The 16,517-nt window shown below is 50.4% G+C and carries 17 protein-coding genes and 2 pseudogenes; 6 read left to right on the forward strand and 13 right to left on the reverse strand.

The genetic code is table 11. The features are described 5' to 3' along the window. Window positions 1-4: 4 nt before the first annotated feature. Both PLA01S_RS01725 and PLA01S_RS01730 read right to left on the reverse strand, forming a co-directional pair. Window positions 5-439 carry an S-layer homology domain-containing protein gene (locus tag PLA01S_RS01725; RefSeq protein ID WP_127589773.1) on the reverse strand — a complete coding sequence of 145 codons (435 nt, stop codon included), beginning with the start codon at window positions 437-439 and terminating at the stop codon, window positions 5-7. A gap of 30 nt (window positions 440-469) precedes the next feature. Beyond that, window positions 470-1,822: an MATE family efflux transporter gene (locus PLA01S_RS01730; RefSeq protein ID WP_127589774.1), complete on the reverse strand. Its 1,353-nt coding sequence runs from the start codon at window positions 1,820-1,822 to the stop codon at window positions 470-472. A gap of 400 nt (window positions 1,823-2,222) precedes the next feature. Between PLA01S_RS01730 and PLA01S_RS01735 the strand changes: the two genes are divergently transcribed. Continuing rightward, window positions 2,223-3,497, forward strand: a complete 1,275-nt coding sequence (locus PLA01S_RS01735; protein WP_127589775.1) for a chitinase — start codon at window positions 2,223-2,225, stop codon at window positions 3,495-3,497. Window positions 3,498-3,601: 104 nt separating this feature from the next. Here the strand turns inward: PLA01S_RS01735 and PLA01S_RS01740 are convergent, their stop codons facing one another. Then, window positions 3,602-3,967: an MmcQ/YjbR family DNA-binding protein gene (locus tag PLA01S_RS01740; RefSeq protein WP_127589776.1), complete on the reverse strand. Its 366-nt coding sequence runs from the start codon at window positions 3,965-3,967 to the stop codon at window positions 3,602-3,604. Between the two features lie 146 nt (window positions 3,968-4,113). On the opposite strand from PLA01S_RS01740, the gene PLA01S_RS01745 reads away from it, so the two are divergent. Next, on the forward strand, window positions 4,114-4,506 hold the full coding sequence (locus PLA01S_RS01745) for a hypothetical protein (protein ID WP_100540530.1): 393 nt from the start codon (window positions 4,114-4,116) through the stop codon (window positions 4,504-4,506). Between the two features lie 81 nt (window positions 4,507-4,587). Next, window positions 4,588-5,343, forward strand: a complete 756-nt coding sequence (locus PLA01S_RS01750; RefSeq protein WP_127589777.1) for a YheC/YheD family protein — start codon at window positions 4,588-4,590, stop codon at window positions 5,341-5,343. A 108-nt stretch (window positions 5,344-5,451) separates the two neighbouring features. Here the strand turns inward: PLA01S_RS01750 and PLA01S_RS01755 are convergent, their stop codons facing one another. From PLA01S_RS01755 to PLA01S_RS01780, 6 genes are all read right to left on the reverse strand, one after another. Next, a complete protein-coding gene (locus PLA01S_RS01755; protein WP_127589778.1) occupies window positions 5,452-5,838 on the reverse strand; it encodes a RidA family protein in 387 nt (128 codons plus the stop codon). 186 nt (window positions 5,839-6,024) lie between these two features. Then, entirely contained in the window at window positions 6,025-7,497 is a 1,473-nt protein-coding gene (nhaC, locus tag PLA01S_RS01760; protein WP_127589779.1) for a Na+/H+ antiporter NhaC, read from the reverse strand. Between the two features lie 146 nt (window positions 7,498-7,643). Continuing rightward, window positions 7,644-8,816 carry a MalY/PatB family protein gene (locus tag PLA01S_RS01765; RefSeq protein ID WP_127589780.1) on the reverse strand — a complete coding sequence of 391 codons (1,173 nt, stop codon included), beginning with the start codon at window positions 8,814-8,816 and terminating at the stop codon, window positions 7,644-7,646. 56 nt (window positions 8,817-8,872) lie between these two features. Further along, complete coding sequence (locus PLA01S_RS01770) at window positions 8,873-9,544, reverse strand: helix-turn-helix transcriptional regulator (RefSeq protein WP_127589781.1); 672 nt, start codon at window positions 9,542-9,544, stop codon at window positions 8,873-8,875. Window positions 9,545-9,883: 339 nt separating this feature from the next. Next, window positions 9,884-10,393: a CYTH domain-containing protein gene (locus PLA01S_RS01775; protein ID WP_127590086.1), complete on the reverse strand. Its 510-nt coding sequence runs from the start codon at window positions 10,391-10,393 to the stop codon at window positions 9,884-9,886. Between the two features lie 130 nt (window positions 10,394-10,523). Next, complete coding sequence (locus PLA01S_RS01780; protein ID WP_127589782.1) at window positions 10,524-10,988, reverse strand: DinB family protein; 465 nt, start codon at window positions 10,986-10,988, stop codon at window positions 10,524-10,526. Window positions 10,989-11,238: 250 nt separating this feature from the next. Between PLA01S_RS01780 and PLA01S_RS01785 the strand changes: the two genes are divergently transcribed. Continuing rightward, window positions 11,239-12,213, forward strand: a complete 975-nt coding sequence (locus tag PLA01S_RS01785) for an aldo/keto reductase (RefSeq protein WP_127589783.1) — start codon at window positions 11,239-11,241, stop codon at window positions 12,211-12,213. A 132-nt stretch (window positions 12,214-12,345) separates the two neighbouring features. Here the strand turns inward: PLA01S_RS01785 and PLA01S_RS01790 are convergent, their stop codons facing one another. Then, entirely contained in the window at window positions 12,346-13,284 is a 939-nt protein-coding gene (locus tag PLA01S_RS01790) for an aldo/keto reductase family protein (RefSeq protein WP_127589784.1), read from the reverse strand. A 160-nt stretch (window positions 13,285-13,444) separates the two neighbouring features. Between PLA01S_RS01790 and PLA01S_RS01795 the strand changes: the two genes are divergently transcribed. Next, window positions 13,445-13,783 carry a winged helix-turn-helix transcriptional regulator gene (locus tag PLA01S_RS01795; protein ID WP_127589785.1) on the forward strand — a complete coding sequence of 113 codons (339 nt, stop codon included), beginning with the start codon at window positions 13,445-13,447 and terminating at the stop codon, window positions 13,781-13,783. A 144-nt stretch (window positions 13,784-13,927) separates the two neighbouring features. Here the strand turns inward: PLA01S_RS01795 and PLA01S_RS01800 are convergent. The 3 genes and pseudogenes from PLA01S_RS01800 to PLA01S_RS01810 all read right to left on the reverse strand — a co-directional run. Next, window positions 13,928-14,134, reverse strand: a pseudogene (locus PLA01S_RS01800) (KGG domain-containing protein); the annotation flags it as partial. 158 nt (window positions 14,135-14,292) lie between these two features. Beyond that, window positions 14,293-14,439: pseudogene (locus PLA01S_RS01805) on the reverse strand (manganese catalase family protein); the annotation flags it as partial. 153 nt (window positions 14,440-14,592) lie between these two features. Continuing rightward, window positions 14,593-15,342 carry a MerR family transcriptional regulator gene (locus PLA01S_RS01810; RefSeq protein WP_127589786.1) on the reverse strand — a complete coding sequence of 250 codons (750 nt, stop codon included), beginning with the start codon at window positions 15,340-15,342 and terminating at the stop codon, window positions 14,593-14,595. A gap of 187 nt (window positions 15,343-15,529) precedes the next feature. Between PLA01S_RS01810 and PLA01S_RS01815 the strand changes: the two genes are divergently transcribed. After that, window positions 15,530-16,486 carry an LCP family protein gene (locus tag PLA01S_RS01815; RefSeq protein ID WP_127589787.1) on the forward strand — a complete coding sequence of 319 codons (957 nt, stop codon included), beginning with the start codon at window positions 15,530-15,532 and terminating at the stop codon, window positions 16,484-16,486. The last annotated feature ends 31 nt before the right edge of the window (window positions 16,487-16,517 follow it).

Consider the following 16,517-nt stretch of genomic DNA (forward strand, 5'->3'; position numbering starts at 1 on the left):
AGTATCAATCGATCAGCTCTGCGGCCTTCAATAACCGCTGCAGCATGACGGCAGCCTCGCCTCGGGACAGCTTCTGCAGCGGCTTAAGCCCTGCGTCGGTTCCTTGGGCAATTCCTTGTTTCACAAGGACTGCCGCAGCCGGTTTGGCCCAATCGGACAAGTCCTCACGGTCTCCGAAAGAGGAAAGGACGGTTGCTGCTTCCATCTCATTCACGGCACTCGTTATTCCTGCCAGCTTCATCACTCTCGCCATGACCGCCATGGCCTCTTGACGCGTAATGCCTTGATCTGGACGGAAACAGCCGTCCTCATATCCCTGAAGAAGCTCATACTGCACGGCTTGTGCAATGATTCCGCTATACCAGTCGCCTGCGCTGACATCCTGAAAAGCAGGGACTTCGCCCTTCGCCCCAGGCAAACCGAGTGCCCTCACGATCATGGCAGCAAACTCATGACAACCGTCTATCCATCATGAGCTGAAGGATCGTATCCATTTGAATCGGTTGACCTTCACGATCGCCACAAAACACTTCAGAATCTGATCGGACTTCAAGCAAATGAATATGGCGAGCGGTGATAAATGGAACACGAACGCGCATAATGCTGATGAGGGCAGCACGATCAGCCACATAAAAATCAAATCGTTGTAGAGCACAAAGCGGGTGTCTCCCCCGCTTCGCACAATGCCCGTCAAGGCCGGCATCTGATAAGCCGTTCCGACTACGGTGATCGACAACACCGTCATGAAATGCAGCGCGAGGGTTTTCGCCTCCTCGGATATGGAGTAGAAGCCCAGCACAAAATCCTTAAGCACAAACAGCACAGCGCCCGTCAGCAAGCCGAGCAGGATATACAGAATCTGCAGCGTTTTGGCATAGGATATGATTTTGTCCATCAAACCTTCTCCGATGGTCTTCCCAATCAGCACAGCCGTTGCACTGGCCGAAGCGTATACGATGACAGTCACCATCTGGAAAATCGTTGTGGCAATGCTGTTGGCGGCAATCGCCGATTCTCCCATATGCCCCAGGATGGCGGTTTGTGCCGCCATGGCAAGCCCCCATATCGTGTTGGACAGCAGAATCGGGGAGCCTACGCGAATGTATTGTTTGAAGAGCTCCATATCGAACTGCAGGAAATCCTGCATCTTCAGTAAGATTTTACGATCAAACCGCTTAATATAAACGATGACGATCACGCATTCAATGATCCTGGCCGTCAGGGTAGCGATAGCCGATCCGGCCACGCCAAGTTCGGGAAAACCCAAATACCCGTAGATGAGGATATAGTTCAGGCAGATGTTGATAATCAAGGTCGATAACGATACCACAAAGCCGATTTTCACCGTTTCCACGCTTCGCAATGAAGCCAGCAAGGAATTGGTGACGGCAAAAAAGATATAAGAGAAACAGATGATTTGTAAATAGTCCACGCCGGCGGCTATGACATTCTCTTCGTTCGTAAACAAGGACAATACCTCATGCGGGAAAAAGAACACGATTGCCCATAACACAATACTGAGAAAAATGGCCATGCGCATGCCGATGCTTGCCGCTTTTTTGATGGAGCCTAGATCCTTCGCTCCCCAAAATCTGGACGACATGATGACCAACCCTTCGCATACGCCCAAAACCAGCATGTGCAGCAGGAATTGGATCTGGTTCGCGAGCGCAACGCCCGATAGCGCCGATTCACTGTATCCTCCCAGCATGACGTTGTCCGACAAGTTCACGCCGACCGATATCAGGTTCTGCATCCCGATCACAAGCGTCAGCCAGAAAAAGCTTTTGTAGAACCCTTTTTCGCGAACAAATAAACTCATGTCAGTTAACCCTTCTTCGTCTATAAGATGATGAATCTCTAATATATATATGAAATTACGCAAATGAACAGAACAAAATGGAGTGAGGCATCCTTTCCATAGATTAGTAGATTGATAGAATCAAAAACATAATAACATTATAATGTTTTTGCGTTAAAAAACTAGTCATCAAGTTGGAGGATGCTGCGAATGCCGGTATTCGAACTTCGACGGTATCCTTGGTGATTCCACAGCAAATCCCCTGCCTATCGTCACATCTCAACCCGCTTGGTCGCGCTAGAGGTTCCCTTCAGTGTCAACCGCGCGTTATATCGTGGGATTTCCTGACTATGTACAAAACAACATACCGTATATATGATGGCAGTGTAATCCAATCCCAATGATATAGAGGAGAATGTGTATGACCGTATGGAAATATCCGTTATCTCGCAGCATGATCCAGCGAAGTATGATTGCAGCCCTCGGCGCTGCGCTCCTCATGACCCCGCTTCATGCCTTTGCAGCCGATGAAGCGCCCCAAGCCGAGGCATCACCAACGAAAACGCCATCCAGCACCCAATCCAGCCCCTCGGGTCCAGCACAAATCACGGAGAATCCAACCCGTTCCCTGGCGATCGGAGAGCACCGGCTAATCAGCCGCAAGGAGATCGACCAGAACTGGGACGGGCTCGATCCGGATTACACACCGGAGAAGGCGATCGCCGCCGTTAAAGCGCTGCTCTCGGAGGAAGATTTCGAGGCGTTGTTCCCTTACCGGCTAGGTTCGGCGGAATGGTATAAAGTCGCCAAGGGCAAAGAATACTACAAAGCCGATCAGACGGACTATTTCTCATACGATAATCTCATCCACGCGGTCGCGGAGGTCTCCAATCTGAAGATCAAGGTCAACACGCGGCAAGGAACCCCTTCCGCGCAGGAGATTTACCGATTAGACAAGGACGCCCGCGTTGAAACACTCGTTGTGCGTTCAGCTGACTTCCATGCGGCTGAGAACCTTAACCAAGCGATTGAAACCGTTATCATTGACGGTGGCACTTTCCTGAAGGAAGGTTTCAAGAAAGACCGCAAGCGCGAGCTGGCAGCCTTCCTCGCCAATCTGTCCCACGAGACGGGCGGAGGCTGGGCTACGGCTCCGGGAGGACCGCTCCGTTGGGGTTTGTTCTGGAACGAGAACATCGCCGGCCGGACTGGCGTCAACAAGGATGCCTTCGTCGATCCTGACAGCGCTGAGCTGTATCCCGGAACACCAGACAAACGCTATTATGGACGGGGACCGATCATGCTCAGCTGGAACTTTAATTACGGCCTGTTCAGTTCCATCATTTATGGTGACAAAAGCGTGCTGCTGGACCATCCGGAGATCGTTGCCGCTGACGGCAAGATCGGCTACATGACCGCCATCCTGTTCTGGATGACGCCGCAGGACCCGAAGCCTTCCGCCCATGACGTGATGGTTGGCAGATGGAAGCCTTCCCCGCTCGAGAAGTTCAGAGGGCTGGGCGATCCCGGCTTCGGTACGACCGTGATGGTCTTGAACGGCTTGGAAGCCAACATCGGTGAAACCGAAGGCAGCCCGGTACAGCGGCGCGCCGGCCATTACCGCGATATTACAAGCCGTATGGGCGTTGATATTACCGGAGAGAAAGTAGATACTTTGGGAATGAGACCCTTCTGATACGAAACCGGTCACATTTGATGGTATCATCTAATAATCGCCCTCTGGCAAATGGATGTTTTCTGCCTCCACTGCCACAGGGCGATACTTCATTTCAGCAGGCCTCATACCAGCCGCTGAGAGATCGCAACGCGCTGAGCTTTCGGTAAACTTTTCAGCACCAAATCATAGGAATGATCAATCATATCGTGGAGGTCCGCTTCCGTTAAGGAACCATCCACGGCAACCGTATTCCAATGTTTCTTGTTGAGATGATACCCAGGTTGCACGGCGTCATGCTGCTGGCGCAAATTCTCCGCGATCACCGGATCGCATTTCAGGGAAATATGGCTGACCTTCTCTCCTGCCGTTGTGGTAATCAGGGCAAACATTTTGCCGCCAACCTTCATGACGATCGGAAGCGGTCCGAACGGATAGTCCTCGACTGCAGCTTTCTTCGAAAGACAGTAAGCAATGAGTGGGCTTCGCACCTGGAAATTCTCTCCTTCTAGTTCAGATCTATTTGATTATAGTAGATGACGTTCCCCTGTTCAATTCCGTTCCTGTTTTGTTCATGCTCCGTTCATATAACTCTTGTATATTGGGACTGATTCAGATGCAAGGGGGCGATTTATCCATGTTGAAATACAGCAAGTGGCTGATGCGGATTGCGGCAATCTATATGCTCATCGGCGCTTTGATCGGAGCGGACATGGCAGGAAAAAGCAACTACAGCATGGTTGCAGGCCACGCACATATTCTGGTGGTAGGCTGGCTGACCTTATTTGCCTATGGCATGTTCTACTACGTGTTTCGAGAAAAACTCAGTATGAGAAAGACGGCTGCGCTGCACTTCTGGACGAGTATTCTCGGGGGCGGGATCATGCCTCTCGGCATGCTGATGTATTATCAAACGCAGAATACGGCAACCCTGCTGGCCTTTATCATTCCGGCGTCGATTCTGCTTGTCGCAGCAGTTTTATTTATCACCTTATTGTTTTTCGATAAAAAATTGTTTTCGAGCACATAGCTTGGATCAAGGCCATCGTGGAGGCTTGCTCTACTTTTTCCGCATATGCTGAACAAAAAAAGAGGGGTGAGCCTCTTAACTATGAGCTATAAAAGCAGTACCATCAAAAGCAAGTGGAAGAAAACGAAATGGTTAAACGAAGATGCTTACTTCAGGCAGTACGTGCCGCACACGCTGCCGTTCAGCAAAAAAAACCTGAACTCCATGCTGGCGAGCTACTCCACGGTGTTCTTTAAACCCACGGATGGTTCAGGCGGCAGGAACATTATCCGGATTCGCAAAACAGACGGGGGCTACACAAGCCAGCTGAACACGACGAAAACGTCGTACTCAAGCTCATCTCAATTGTACCGCGATCTGAATCGCTTTGCGGGGAGCAGACCTTATCTGCTGCAAAAAGGAATTCGCTTGGCCAAAAGCAATGGCAAGCCGTTCGATATCCGGGTGATGGTCCAGAAGACTAGGCAGGGCACCTGGGGCAGCACCGCCCTATTCACGAAGGTGGGCAAACCGAACAAAGTCGCCACCAATTATAATCAGGGCGGCTCCATCGGCACGTTCAAAAAGACGATGAGCGGCGCCAATTTCGGCCCGGCCTTCACCCAGCAGCTCGAGTCTGAACTCAAGGGACTCGGCGTTGCCGTGGGCAAAAACTTTGACCGCCACTATCGCGGCTTCAAGGAACTGGGACTGGATGTCGCCGTGGATGCAAGCGGAAGACCCTGGATTCTCGAGGTTAACACCAGACCTCAAATTTATCCGCTCAAAACGTTAAAAGATCACAGCCTGTACTATAAGGTTCTGTCTTACGGGAAGCATTATGGACGTACGAAATAAACAAAGATACTTCAGTCGCTGAAACAAAACGGCCGGGCATAATGCCCGGCCGTTTGGCTCAACCTCATTTATAACTTTATGTTTAGTTACCTCGAAGAGCGCTTATTATTACGGCTTGCTGGCTACCACTTCAATCTCAACAAGACCATCCTTCGGCAATCGGGCAACCTCTACGGCGCTCCGTGCCGGATACGGTTCGGCAAAGAAAGAAGCATACACCTCGTTGACTGCTTGAAAATCGTTCATGTCCTTCAGGAAGACGGTCGTCTTGACGATATGCTCCATGCCGAAGCCGGCAGCTTCCAGGATCGCTTTCACGTTAAGCAGGGAGCGTTTCGCCTGTTCTTCCACCGTCGGCGCAAATTGCCCCGACGCATCCATACCAAGCTGGCCGGATGTAAACAGAAGATTTCCGTATTGCACGGCTTGGGAATAAGGGCCGATTGCTCCTGGAGCCTGCTGGGTTGCGATGGTTTTTCTCTCTTGTTGTGTCATGGTGTTCTCTCCTCTTTAGCGTATAGATTCACGCATTTATATTAATGATTTGTTGCCTTGTTCCAAAGAAATATTCAATCCTGATTCATCCTGCATGAATTGGAGCGATGCAGTTCCTGATCCATCCTGCATGAATGGACCGTTGCAGATCCTGCATCATCCGCATGAGGCTAGTTCCGGTTCCCGTTATGCGGCTTTTTCGTATTCCTTTAGCATTTCCTCCTGCTGCTCGGGGGTAAGCTTCGCAATACCGAACCCGGTAAAACCCCAGATCGTCGCAAAAATAATGCCAGTCCAGCACAGCACCGCCCAAGGTAAATAGGATAGTGTCGCTACGCCCAGTGTACCGGCCATATAGGCACCCGCTGCCGTCCATGGCAGAATCGGTTCGGTAATGGCGGCAGAATCCTCTACCGTACGCCCCAGGTTCTTCGGATGGAGACCGCGCCGGATGTAAGCCTCACGGAGCATCTCGCCCGGCATCAGAATGGAGACCTGCCCGTTACTGGTCACACCGATCATGGTCAAGCCTGTTGCAATTGTGGCCAGGATCAACGATCCCGTGGAACGCACATGCTTTAAGAGCTTATCGACAATCAGCTCCAGCGATTTGGTCAGCGATATCGTGCCGGCAAATGTGATCGCGCTGAAACAGATAAGCAATGTCCCCATCATGGAACTCATGCCGCCCCGGTTAATGAGACGCGGAATATCCGCAATGACAGCGTTCGGATCAAAACCGCTAACATGTACCATCGCGATATCGAATCCGCTTACAACCGAAGTCACAACGTCTTGCAGCGTAAACCCATGAAATATCATGCCGTTCGCCATTGCTACGAACGATGACAGCAGCATGACGGGAATCGTAGGCTTCTTGGTGATCGAGCCGTACAGGACGATCAGCACGGGCAGGATCAGAAGCACATTCCAATCGTATATCGTTGCCATCGTGTTCATGATCTCCGTCACCTTCTCAGGAACCCCGGTGCTGGACACATGTGTGTTCAATCCCGTGACTACGTATACGATCCCCGCCACGAAAAAGGACGGTAGCGTTGTATACAGCAAATGGCTGATATGCTCATACAGATTAACGCCAGTGGACAAAGCCGCGATGTTGGTTGTATCCGAAAGGGGCGAAAGCTTGTCCCCGAAGTAAGCCCCCGCTACAACCGCTCCGGCCACAGCCGCAAGATTGGCGTCCATTCCGGCGCCAACTCCCATGAAGGCAACCCCGATGGTCCCTGCGGAACCCCAGGAGGTGCCCGTACATACGGAGACCACGGACGTCACGAGAAAAGCGGTGATCAGCAAAAACTGCGGATCGATGATTTTTAGGCCGTAGTAGATCATCATGGGGATGGTCCCGCCAACCATCCACGCGCCGATCATAAATCCGACCACAATCAGAATGAGGATGGCGGGCATAGTTTTCGCAATTTTTTGCGAGATGGATTCCAATATATCGTTGTAGCTGTAACCCAGCTTGATCGCGATCAGGCCTGCGACAATGGCTGATACAATAATCAGCGGTTCGGGCGGCAGCTCAAATAATACGTAACCAAGGCACAGCAAAATCACCATCGTAAAAATCGGAAGCAGCGCCAGAAACATGGTCGGCTGCTTTATCGTACGTTCCTCTTTTGGCTTAACCATTATGGATTCCCCCTGGATGTAAATAAGAAAACCTCTATCGACGTACCTTCTCAGAAGACAGACCGCATATAGCGGAATTTTTTCTTGCGAGATAAGGATGGTAAGCCTTTGAAGTTTATTCATTCTGATCTCTTAAACTTTGGTTGTTAACGATGCAGCGGATAAGCCGCGGCAAGCCGCTCCAGACCTTCCTTCAATACAGGGCGCGGCGCAGCCACGTTGACCCTGATGTAGCCTTCACCTCCGGGACCGAAGGATGAACCGAAGCTGACGCTGACGCGCGCTTTTTCCTGGATCCACTCCACCAAATCCTTTTCATGGCTGCTCACGGCCGTACAGTCGACCCACAACAGATACGTCCCCTCAGGTTCGATCACGGCCAGCTCAGGCATATGATCCGTTATGAAAGTTCGGGCATAAGCAATGTTGTCTTTGATATAAGCACGAAGTTCCGTTAACCATTCATCACACGATGTGTATGCGACTTCCAACGCAGGCACGGAGAAGAATGTGGGATTATGAATTCCGGCCTGCAGCAGACCGTGTTTAAACCGCTCCCGAAGCGCAGCATTGGGAATAATGATGTTAGCGATCTCGAGACTAGCCAGGTTAAAGGTTTTGCCCGGTGACGTGCAGATAATGGAACGATTCGCAACCTCTTCGGACAGCTTGGCGATGACGGTATGCTCGTGTCCCTCATGAATGAAATCAGCATGAATATCATCGGACACGATCAGTGCGTCATACCGGATGCAAAACTTCGCCATGCGTTCAAGCTCATCCCTCGTCCATACGCGGCCCACCGGATTGTGAGGGGATATGAGCAGGACCATCTTGACCCCTTCCTTCATCCGCCGTTCCATATCGTCAAAATCGATCTCATACCTTCCGTCCACAAGTCTTAGCGGGCTTTCAACCAATATCCGGTCATTTAACGTAACCGCTTTCGCAACAGGCTGATAAACAGGCGTGTGGACAAGAATTCTGTCTCTGGCTTCCGTGAATTTCTGAATAATGACCGAAACGGCTTGCACAATGCGCGGACAAAATACGATCCAATCGGGCTCGACCTGCCAGTCATAGGCCTTATCGAGCCATGTACGGACAGCTTCGAAGTAAGGCGGAAACGGATCGGTATATCCGTAAATGCCGTGACGAGCTGCCTCTGCCACCTTATCCACCACCATAGGCGGTGCCGGCAGATCCATATCCGCCACGGAGAGAGCGATCATGTCGCTCCCCATGCTCTGCGCCATCCCGTCCCATTTTGCGCTGTTCGTGCCAAACCGGCTGACGACCTTGTCAAAGTTATATGTCATGATGTCACCTTCCATTGTTTCAAGATGCACTACTTGAATATTAGGGTACAAGCCGCTTATTTCAGCTTCTGCAAATAGCGATACACGGTAGGCTCCGATATGGATAAAGCCGCGGCAACCTTCGAAACTCCGCCCTTCAGCAGAAACACGCCTTGCTCGTTCAATTCCTTCACAATCTCGATCTTCTCGTTCGAAGATAAACGGTCCGCCGGAATGCTGATTCTACCAAGGACGGTCTGGATGATGTGCTGAAGCAAATCGTCCACGTTCCCCTGCAGGTATTCGGTGGACGGCTTGTCCTCCTTGGGTGCATCCAGGGCTGCCGGCGGCGTAAGTGAACCTCCGCGCAAAATGCTGTTGATCCAGTCGGCCGCAACCTCCATATGTGTGATGTCGATGTTAAGGCACATAAGGCCAACCAGCTCGTCGCTCCCGTTCTTAATAAAATACGTAGACGATCGGAAGGTCTGCCCCCGCGCGCTGGAAGCTTTGTAGTTCGCGATGAACTGCTCTTCGCGGTAGGCCTCCGCCTTCAAAATCTTCAATACGAGGTCTGTCGAGGCATCGCCGACCCTGCGTCCGCTTATATGGCCGTTCTCGATAAAGATGATGGAGCGTTCCGGATCGCTGATATCGTGAACGACCACCTCGCATTGAGGTCCGATGATCGCCGCGATAAAAGAAGCAATCGGAAAATAGCTTTCAAGCAGCTGCTGGTTTCCATTCATGAAGAGCCTCTCCCTTCTCTGATAAACCATCATTTTTTATGAGTGTCATCACTTACAATATAATAATTAATTATCATGATAATATTATATTATAATAATAAACCGTTTACAATACTCTTGTCAAAAAAAGTCGATCGCTGCTCAAAACACCCTGCAATCGTCAAATATGGTTCGCCATACTACAGGATTTTGGCTGAATGCCATAAAAAAGGCTCTTGCGAGCGGTCAAACATGACCACCCGCGAAGAGCCTTTCTTACAATCATATGAGAAAGCCCAGTATCCACATCCTAGTTGCATGCGTTTCCTATGTCGGCCATCCCTTTCGTGACTATATCCGTTAGGCTTCCCTGCCTGCATGCAGCTGCAGATCCCGCCATACCTTCTTGTTGCTGTATTGTTTATCCGTGCTGATATCTTGTCCGAACCATGCCGGCGGGACAAAGCCATCTGCAGCTTCCATGGAAGGAAACTCTACTTCCAGCACCAGCAAGCTTATCTGCGCATAATCGTCGATTTCGATGATCGTGCTGCCCCATCGGGCGGTTACCCGTCTCTTGGTCAGCGGAATTGCGCCATGTGCCTTCACCACTTGGTCATAGAGTCCTTCGGAGATCGCGTACTCCATTTCCTCCCTGGCAATCCCCCACCCTTTTTTGAACGTATGGGTGAATTCAAGCTGACCCGTTTTCACATCCGTTATTTTGCGGACCCGAAGCTCCTGATCCCCATCCAGCGCCAAATACGTCTGCTCGATGAACTGCTCTTTTTCGACCACGATGGTTCCTTCCGATATCAAGTCTTCCGGGTAAGCCTCCAAAAGGTATTTGCGTTCGATTTCAATCGCCATAGTCGTCATATCCTCCAATCGATGATCCCCTCTGTACTGATTCCATTATAAGGATCGATCACCGCAGCGACAAACAAAAACGATAGAAGGTATGCGCAAGGCACCCTTCTATCGTTTCGTGTTCATCGTATTACTTTATCAATTTTCTGTAAGCCTTGATCGTTTGCGTGTGCATTCCTTCATGATACAAGCTGAACACAAGAAATTCTCCCACGGTTTGGAACGTCAAGGGACCGATCGTCAGCGGATGAGCCGACGCCTGGTCCAGGCGATTCGAGAAGGTTTCGCGGATACGGGTCGTTTGCTCCTGCAAAAGCTCCACCAGTTCGGACAGCGCAGGCGGCTTCGACGTCCAATCGGCAGGTTTGGTTCCGGTTGCGAACCAAGCCTCGAATCCTTCCGGAAGACGGGGCAACTCGCCCGCCGTTGCAAAAGCGAACTGCTCATGCACGGTGTAGATATGTCCCAAGTTCCAGCGAATGCTATTCGCAAATCCTTCCGGGATGATATCAGCCTCTTGCTCCGTTACATTTTCGATCGACTTTAGTGTCCCTCCTCTGGCAAAATCCAATTGGTTAAAAATCGCTTCATTCATATGATAATCCCCCTTCCAAATCGTACGTAACTATCCTATCGTAATATTTGGCCAATCGCAAGGAGCCCTAAGGCTATTTGCGCAACTTTAGATTTTAGTCACAAACTTCTTCATCGATTAGGCTAAAGAAATAGGCAAAAAAGATGTAGAATCTTACATCTATATCTTTCTTTCGCGCTCGATCCATTTGAACCGATTCCGGGAACATGTTTATACTATAGGAAATCTATACATAAAGGAGTGGATCAAGATGAACTACCGTCGTCTTGGCAACAGCGGACTGAAGGTTTCGGAGCTCGGTCTTGGAACGAATGCTTTTGGCAAAAGAGCCGATCAAGAAACATCCACCCGCATCATAGACCATGCACTGGATCGTGGTATTAATTTCATCGATACCGCCAATATTTATGCGGGCTCGGAATCCGAGCGCATCATTGGACAAGCGCTTGCCGGCAAACGCCATAACGTCGTATTAGCTACGAAAGCCGGTCTTGTGAACGGCCAAGGGCCGAACGAACGAGGCTCCTCCCGCTATCATCTGCAGCAAGAGCTGGAGAACAGCTTGAAGCGGCTGAAAACCGACTATGTGGACCTGTATCAGATCCATACGTTTGATCCCAATACTCCCCTTGAGGAAACCTTGCGTACGCTGGACGACATGGTAACATCGGGCAAGGTCCGATATATCGGCGCTTCCAACTATGCCGCCTGGGAAATCATGAAGGCGCTTGGGATCAGCGAGCTGCGCGGATACACCCGGTATGTATCCACCCAAACGAGTTATTCCCTCGCCGACCGGACGCCGGAACTAGAGCTTGTTCCCCTCTGCCTTGATCAGGGCGTTGGCATCATCCCGTATTTCCCGCTGGCCGGCGGCATTCTCACCGGCAAATACGGTCAGGGCGCAAGCACGCCTGCCGGCTCCCGTGCGGAAACGGACCCCAACTTCAATCGCTTCCTGGAAGATCGCAATCTGAAACTCGGGCAGCAGGTCAGTCAGCTGGCTGCAGAGCATGGCCATTCCCCAAGTGCCCTGTCCCTAGCCTGGCTGATGAATCGCCCTGCCGTCTCGACCGTTATTGTCGGCGCTACGAAAACCGAGCAGCTGGACGATAACCTGAAGAGCCTGGAGATTGAGGTCGATGAGGCACTGGGTTCCAGCCTGGATGAAATCAGCGACGACTTTGTTCATGCCAAGCCGTTCGCGACTTATCGGCTGGGGTAAACAGCGTTATTAAAAATAGAAGAGCTGCGCTAGGGACGAATGCCCCTTTGGCGCAGCTCTGTTTTTTTCATCTAGATTTAGAAACCATTATTTAGACGGCACTGTAGCTTGAACTACCCTTGAACTACTGCACTATTTCAATATCTCTTCTATGCGAGCTTGAACCTCTTCGCTGAGCTCAATGCCGGATGCCTTCGCGTTCTCGGTTACCTGCTCTGGACGGCTTGCGCCGACAAGCGCACTGGCTACGTTCGGCTGACGCAGAATCCATGCAAGCGCCAAATTGCCCACGGACACGTCGAGCTCTGCCGCAATCTTCTCCAGCTCGCGAACCTTCGCGATTTTCTCCTCGGTAATGCCTTTGCGCATCCATTCCAGCTTCGCGGCACGGCTGTCCTCTGGAATATCGGAAGCGGAGGTATACTTACCTGTCAGCAGACCTTGTGCCAACGGTGAGAATACCACCTGCCCAATCCCGGAACGCTCGCTGAGCGGAATGATTTCCTTCTCGATGTAACGCTCAAACATATTGTAGATCGGCTGGTTAACGACAATGCGGTCGAGCAGGTAGCGATCCGCTACCGTCAACGCTTCCGCGATTTGCGATGCCTGCCATTCACTGACGCCGACATAGAGGACTTTCCCCTGGCGGACGAGGTCATCGATCGCCCGAAGCGTTTCGTCTAGCGGCGTTTCCGGATCATGACGGTGGCAGTAGAAAATATCCACGTAATCATGGTTAAGCCGCTTCAAGCTGGCATGCGCCTGCTCCATAATATGCTTGCGGGACAAGCCGCGATCGTTCGGGCCATCGCCCATGGGCCAAAATGCCTTGGTTGCCAGCACGTAAGACTCGCGCGGATACGCTTTCAAGGTTTCGCCAACCAACACTTCGGCTGCGCCCTTCTCGTAGACGTTCGCCGTATCAAAAAAGTTAATGCCAAGATCATAGGCCGTTTTAATCGCGTTAACCGCATTCTCGCGTTCAACATAACCACCATATGTAAGCCAGCTTCCCAAGCTGATCTCACTGACCTTGAGACCTGTACGTCCTAATCTTCTGTATTTCATGGCAAATCCTCCTTCAATAGAATAACTTGGATGCTACATTTGCTATTTTAAAGTAGTTCCTATTCACAGGGAAGAAGTGAAATGTTCTTCACTATATTATAAGAAGGATAGCTGATATACTTGAGTATAGTTAATAGAATACCGGAAGGAGCCTACCGTTATGGGAAATAAATCGAGCAGTTACATACCGAAAACTCCCGATCATATCGAATGTAATATCGAAAAAACGCTGGTGGTCTTAGGCGGGAAATGGGCATTTCTCGTCATCCGCGAGCTCTTTGGGGGCACGAAACGATTCGGCGAGCTGCAGCGGCAAATCCCGAATGTCAGTCCGCGGGCACTGACCACGACGCTCCGCCATCTGGAGGAACAGGGCGTGCTTGAACGCGAAGTATTCCCTACCGTTCCGGTTACGGTGGAATACACGCTGACGCCGAAAGGCATGGACCTGCATGTCATCTGCAAGGAAATGAAGCTGTGGGCGGCGCGATGGACTTAAATTCAAGATAGCTTGGCAGCGTCCGGCAAACGCCGGGCTCGGCGGTTACGGTTAGCTCAAAAATAAAGCAGCGGCGGATTCCGTTCAACGGGAACCGCCGCTGCTTTTTAAAAGCTTGCTATTTTTGGATTGTAGATTGATTTAATCGTTATTATTCTGATTGCCGCGGGATTCTCCGCCCTTGCGTCCGATTTCCTCATAGAATTCCTTATCATGTGACTCGGATGTGGCTTCTCCGCCCTTACGGCCGATTTCTTGATAAAACTCCTTGTCGTGATTCTTGGCCGTTGCTTCGCCGCCTTTGCGTCCCGCTTCTTCTCTGCTCATTTTGTTACCGTTGTTGTTAGCCATTGTTCATCACTCCTAAGTTGTTTTTTTGTTGCTGCTATGTCATGTATTTAACCCTTCTGCAAGGAATTAAACATTACTTTTCAAATCCTTCATTCACCACGTAGGGGCCTGTGCCAAGCGTAGAATGTTGGTGTTTTGCCGGAGGATTTAATACGGGTGCAGTTAAATCCTTGGAAAAGATACTGCATCATAACGGACATTTCACCATACTGGCCACCCAGCACCTCTTGAAGCTTTCTCGCATATACCGGATCCGGCTTCTCAGGTTTTGCCCGAAACTGAAGCTCTTTCATGTGAATAAACATCAAAGTCGTCCTCCTTCGTATATGTGATGGTAAGTCCGAGTATTTCTTACCCGGTTCGATCGATATGAAACCGTAATTCACCATGATGATCTCGATTCTATGTACCCTTAAAAAAGGATAAAAGCCGCGACCCGCGCGGCTTAATCACCCTATTCATGTCAGATGCGCATACGCCTCCGCAGCCGCATGCAGATAATAGGCCAGCCCCGTCTGCTGCCCCTCCAGCATCCGGAGATGAAAGTCATCACTCAGGAAAAACTTCGTTTGATCCGCAAAATCTGCAGCCGTAAAGGAATGGCCTTGCTCATTCATAAACCGCAGATGATCCCGAATCGAATCCCGTACTCGCGCATCATCGTGCTTGATCCCCATTTTCAACGCATTCGCCATGCCCGCCATAAAGGCAGCCGCTTCCCTTGCCTGCTCGTTCATGCTTGGAACATCGACAGGTTCACTCTCAAGCAAATCCACATCATACCGCTCTTTCAGATGTTGATTCTGCTCTGCCAATGCATCCTTCCATTCTTCTTCACTTTCAAAGCCTTTGAACAAATCTTGAGGCTCCATGCGCCTTCCCTCCTCCGTACGGGTTAAGGATGTTCTTAAGGTTTTTAGAATTGCCTTCAATCGATCTGCGCGATCCATCAGCAGCTTCTCCTGTTGTAACAGCATCCCCCGCCGCTCAAGGGTTTCCTCCATCAGCACCTTGATTTCTTCCAACGGAAAGTCCATTTCCCTGTAAAACAGAATGTGCTGCAATCGCTCCAGCTCGGCAGTACCATACAAGCGATAACCCGCCTCACTGATCTCGGCGGGCAAGAGCAAACCGATTTTATGATAATGATGCAGCGCTTTAATAGTAACTCCGGACAGCTCTGAGACCTCTTTTACCGTGTATAACATACTGTTGTTCCCTCCTTCGATTCCCAGTCTAAGGTCTCCCCTTGGAGGAGAGTCAACGAAGTCATTTCTTTTGAGGTTTATGGAATCTTTAATCTCGCTTCTCACGAGAAAATATGATTTTTGTTCGTTATTTTGCTAGAATGGTCCATTATGCAGTTAGTAAAACAGAAAGGATGTTATAGGAACTATGAAAAGGAAATGGTTAAAATACACCATGCTCTTATTATCCGTTGGAATCTTGGGGATTATCTCGTACTATACCTACGCTATCATACAATTCTCAAACCAAATTTCGACCGCTTCGAATTCGGCGGAGCCAACGGAAACTTCGGGCGTCGTGTCGGAGGAAAACATCGAAATCCCCAAGTGGGAGGGTAAAGAACGCATTAATATTCTCCTGATTGGAGGAGACTCCCGGGGAGACGATGCCGGCAGATCCGACACCATGCTCGTTGCCTCTATCGATCCTGTCACGAAAAGAGCCCATTTATTCTCGATTTTGCGGGACACCTATGTGGACATCCCCGGCCATGGCAAAGGACGACTGAATTCGGCATTTGCTTACGGCGGAATCGAGCTGACCAGACAAACCATCAGCGATCTGTTGGACCTGCCCATACATAAATATGTTTACACCGATTTTGTCGGATTCATCGCCCTGGTCGATGCCATTGGCGGAGTCGATATCGAGGTTGAGAAAGACATGCATTACACAAGCAAAGCGGACAAGCATATGTACGACATCGATTTAAAACAAGGGCTGCAGCATCTCGACGGCAAAATGGCGCTCCAATACGTCCGGTTCCGGCACGATGCGAGGTCCGATTTTGCCCGTACGGAACGACAGCGGATTCTCATGACGGAAGTTGCCAAGAAAATGCAGACCACGGGCTCATTAATCAAGCTGCCCAGCATCCTGGATTCCATCGCGCCATACATTGAAACCGACTTAAGCCCCAAAGAAATGCTGAAGCTGACGGCTCTGGGCTTTGATGTGAATTTGGATAAAATCGACCAACAACAGCTCCCCCCATTCTCGCTGCTGACAAACGAGAAAGTCGGCCGGGCACAAGTGCTTGGCGTAGATAAAAATAAACTGCGGCAGTATGTGAAGCAGTTATTCGAAAATGACGCTGCTCAATAAAATAGCAATCACCCAAAGAGGGCGAAAGCCC

This window comes from Paenibacillus lautus NBRC 15380 (assembly GCF_004000945.1).
GTDB lineage: Bacteria > Bacillota > Bacilli > Paenibacillales > Paenibacillaceae > Paenibacillus_AQ > Paenibacillus_AQ lautus.

Coding starts and splice junctions, on each gene's coding strand:
- PLA01S_RS01725 (WP_127589773.1), bottom strand. CDS start 439: ATGATCGTGAGGGCACTCGGTTTGCCTGGGGCGAAGGGCGAAGTCCCT.
- PLA01S_RS01730 (WP_127589774.1), bottom strand. CDS start 1,822: ATGAGTTTATTTGTTCGCGAAAAAGGGTTCTACAAAAGCTTTTTCTGG.
- PLA01S_RS01735 (WP_127589775.1), top strand. CDS start 2,223: ATGACCGTATGGAAATATCCGTTATCTCGCAGCATGATCCAGCGAAGT.
- PLA01S_RS01745 (WP_100540530.1), top strand. CDS start 4,114: ATGTTGAAATACAGCAAGTGGCTGATGCGGATTGCGGCAATCTATATG.
- PLA01S_RS01750 (WP_127589777.1), top strand. CDS start 4,588: ATGAGCTATAAAAGCAGTACCATCAAAAGCAAGTGGAAGAAAACGAAA.
- PLA01S_RS01755 (WP_127589778.1), bottom strand. CDS start 5,838: ATGACACAACAAGAGAGAAAAACCATCGCAACCCAGCAGGCTCCAGGA.
- nhaC (WP_127589779.1), bottom strand. CDS start 7,497: ATGGTTAAGCCAAAAGAGGAACGTACGATAAAGCAGCCGACCATGTTT.
- PLA01S_RS01765 (WP_127589780.1), bottom strand. CDS start 8,816: ATGACATATAACTTTGACAAGGTCGTCAGCCGGTTTGGCACGAACAGC.
- PLA01S_RS01770 (WP_127589781.1), bottom strand. CDS start 9,544: ATGAATGGAAACCAGCAGCTGCTTGAAAGCTATTTTCCGATTGCTTCT.
- PLA01S_RS01775 (WP_127590086.1), bottom strand. CDS start 10,393: ATGGCGATTGAAATCGAACGCAAATACCTTTTGGAGGCTTACCCGGAA.
- PLA01S_RS01780 (WP_127589782.1), bottom strand. CDS start 10,988: ATGAATGAAGCGATTTTTAACCAATTGGATTTTGCCAGAGGAGGGACA.
- PLA01S_RS01785 (WP_127589783.1), top strand. CDS start 11,239: ATGAACTACCGTCGTCTTGGCAACAGCGGACTGAAGGTTTCGGAGCTC.
- PLA01S_RS01790 (WP_127589784.1), bottom strand. CDS start 13,284: ATGAAATACAGAAGATTAGGACGTACAGGTCTCAAGGTCAGTGAGATC.
- PLA01S_RS01795 (WP_127589785.1), top strand. CDS start 13,445: ATGGGAAATAAATCGAGCAGTTACATACCGAAAACTCCCGATCATATC.
- PLA01S_RS01810 (WP_127589786.1), bottom strand. CDS start 15,342: ATGTTATACACGGTAAAAGAGGTCTCAGAGCTGTCCGGAGTTACTATT.
- PLA01S_RS01815 (WP_127589787.1), top strand. CDS start 15,530: ATGAAAAGGAAATGGTTAAAATACACCATGCTCTTATTATCCGTTGGA.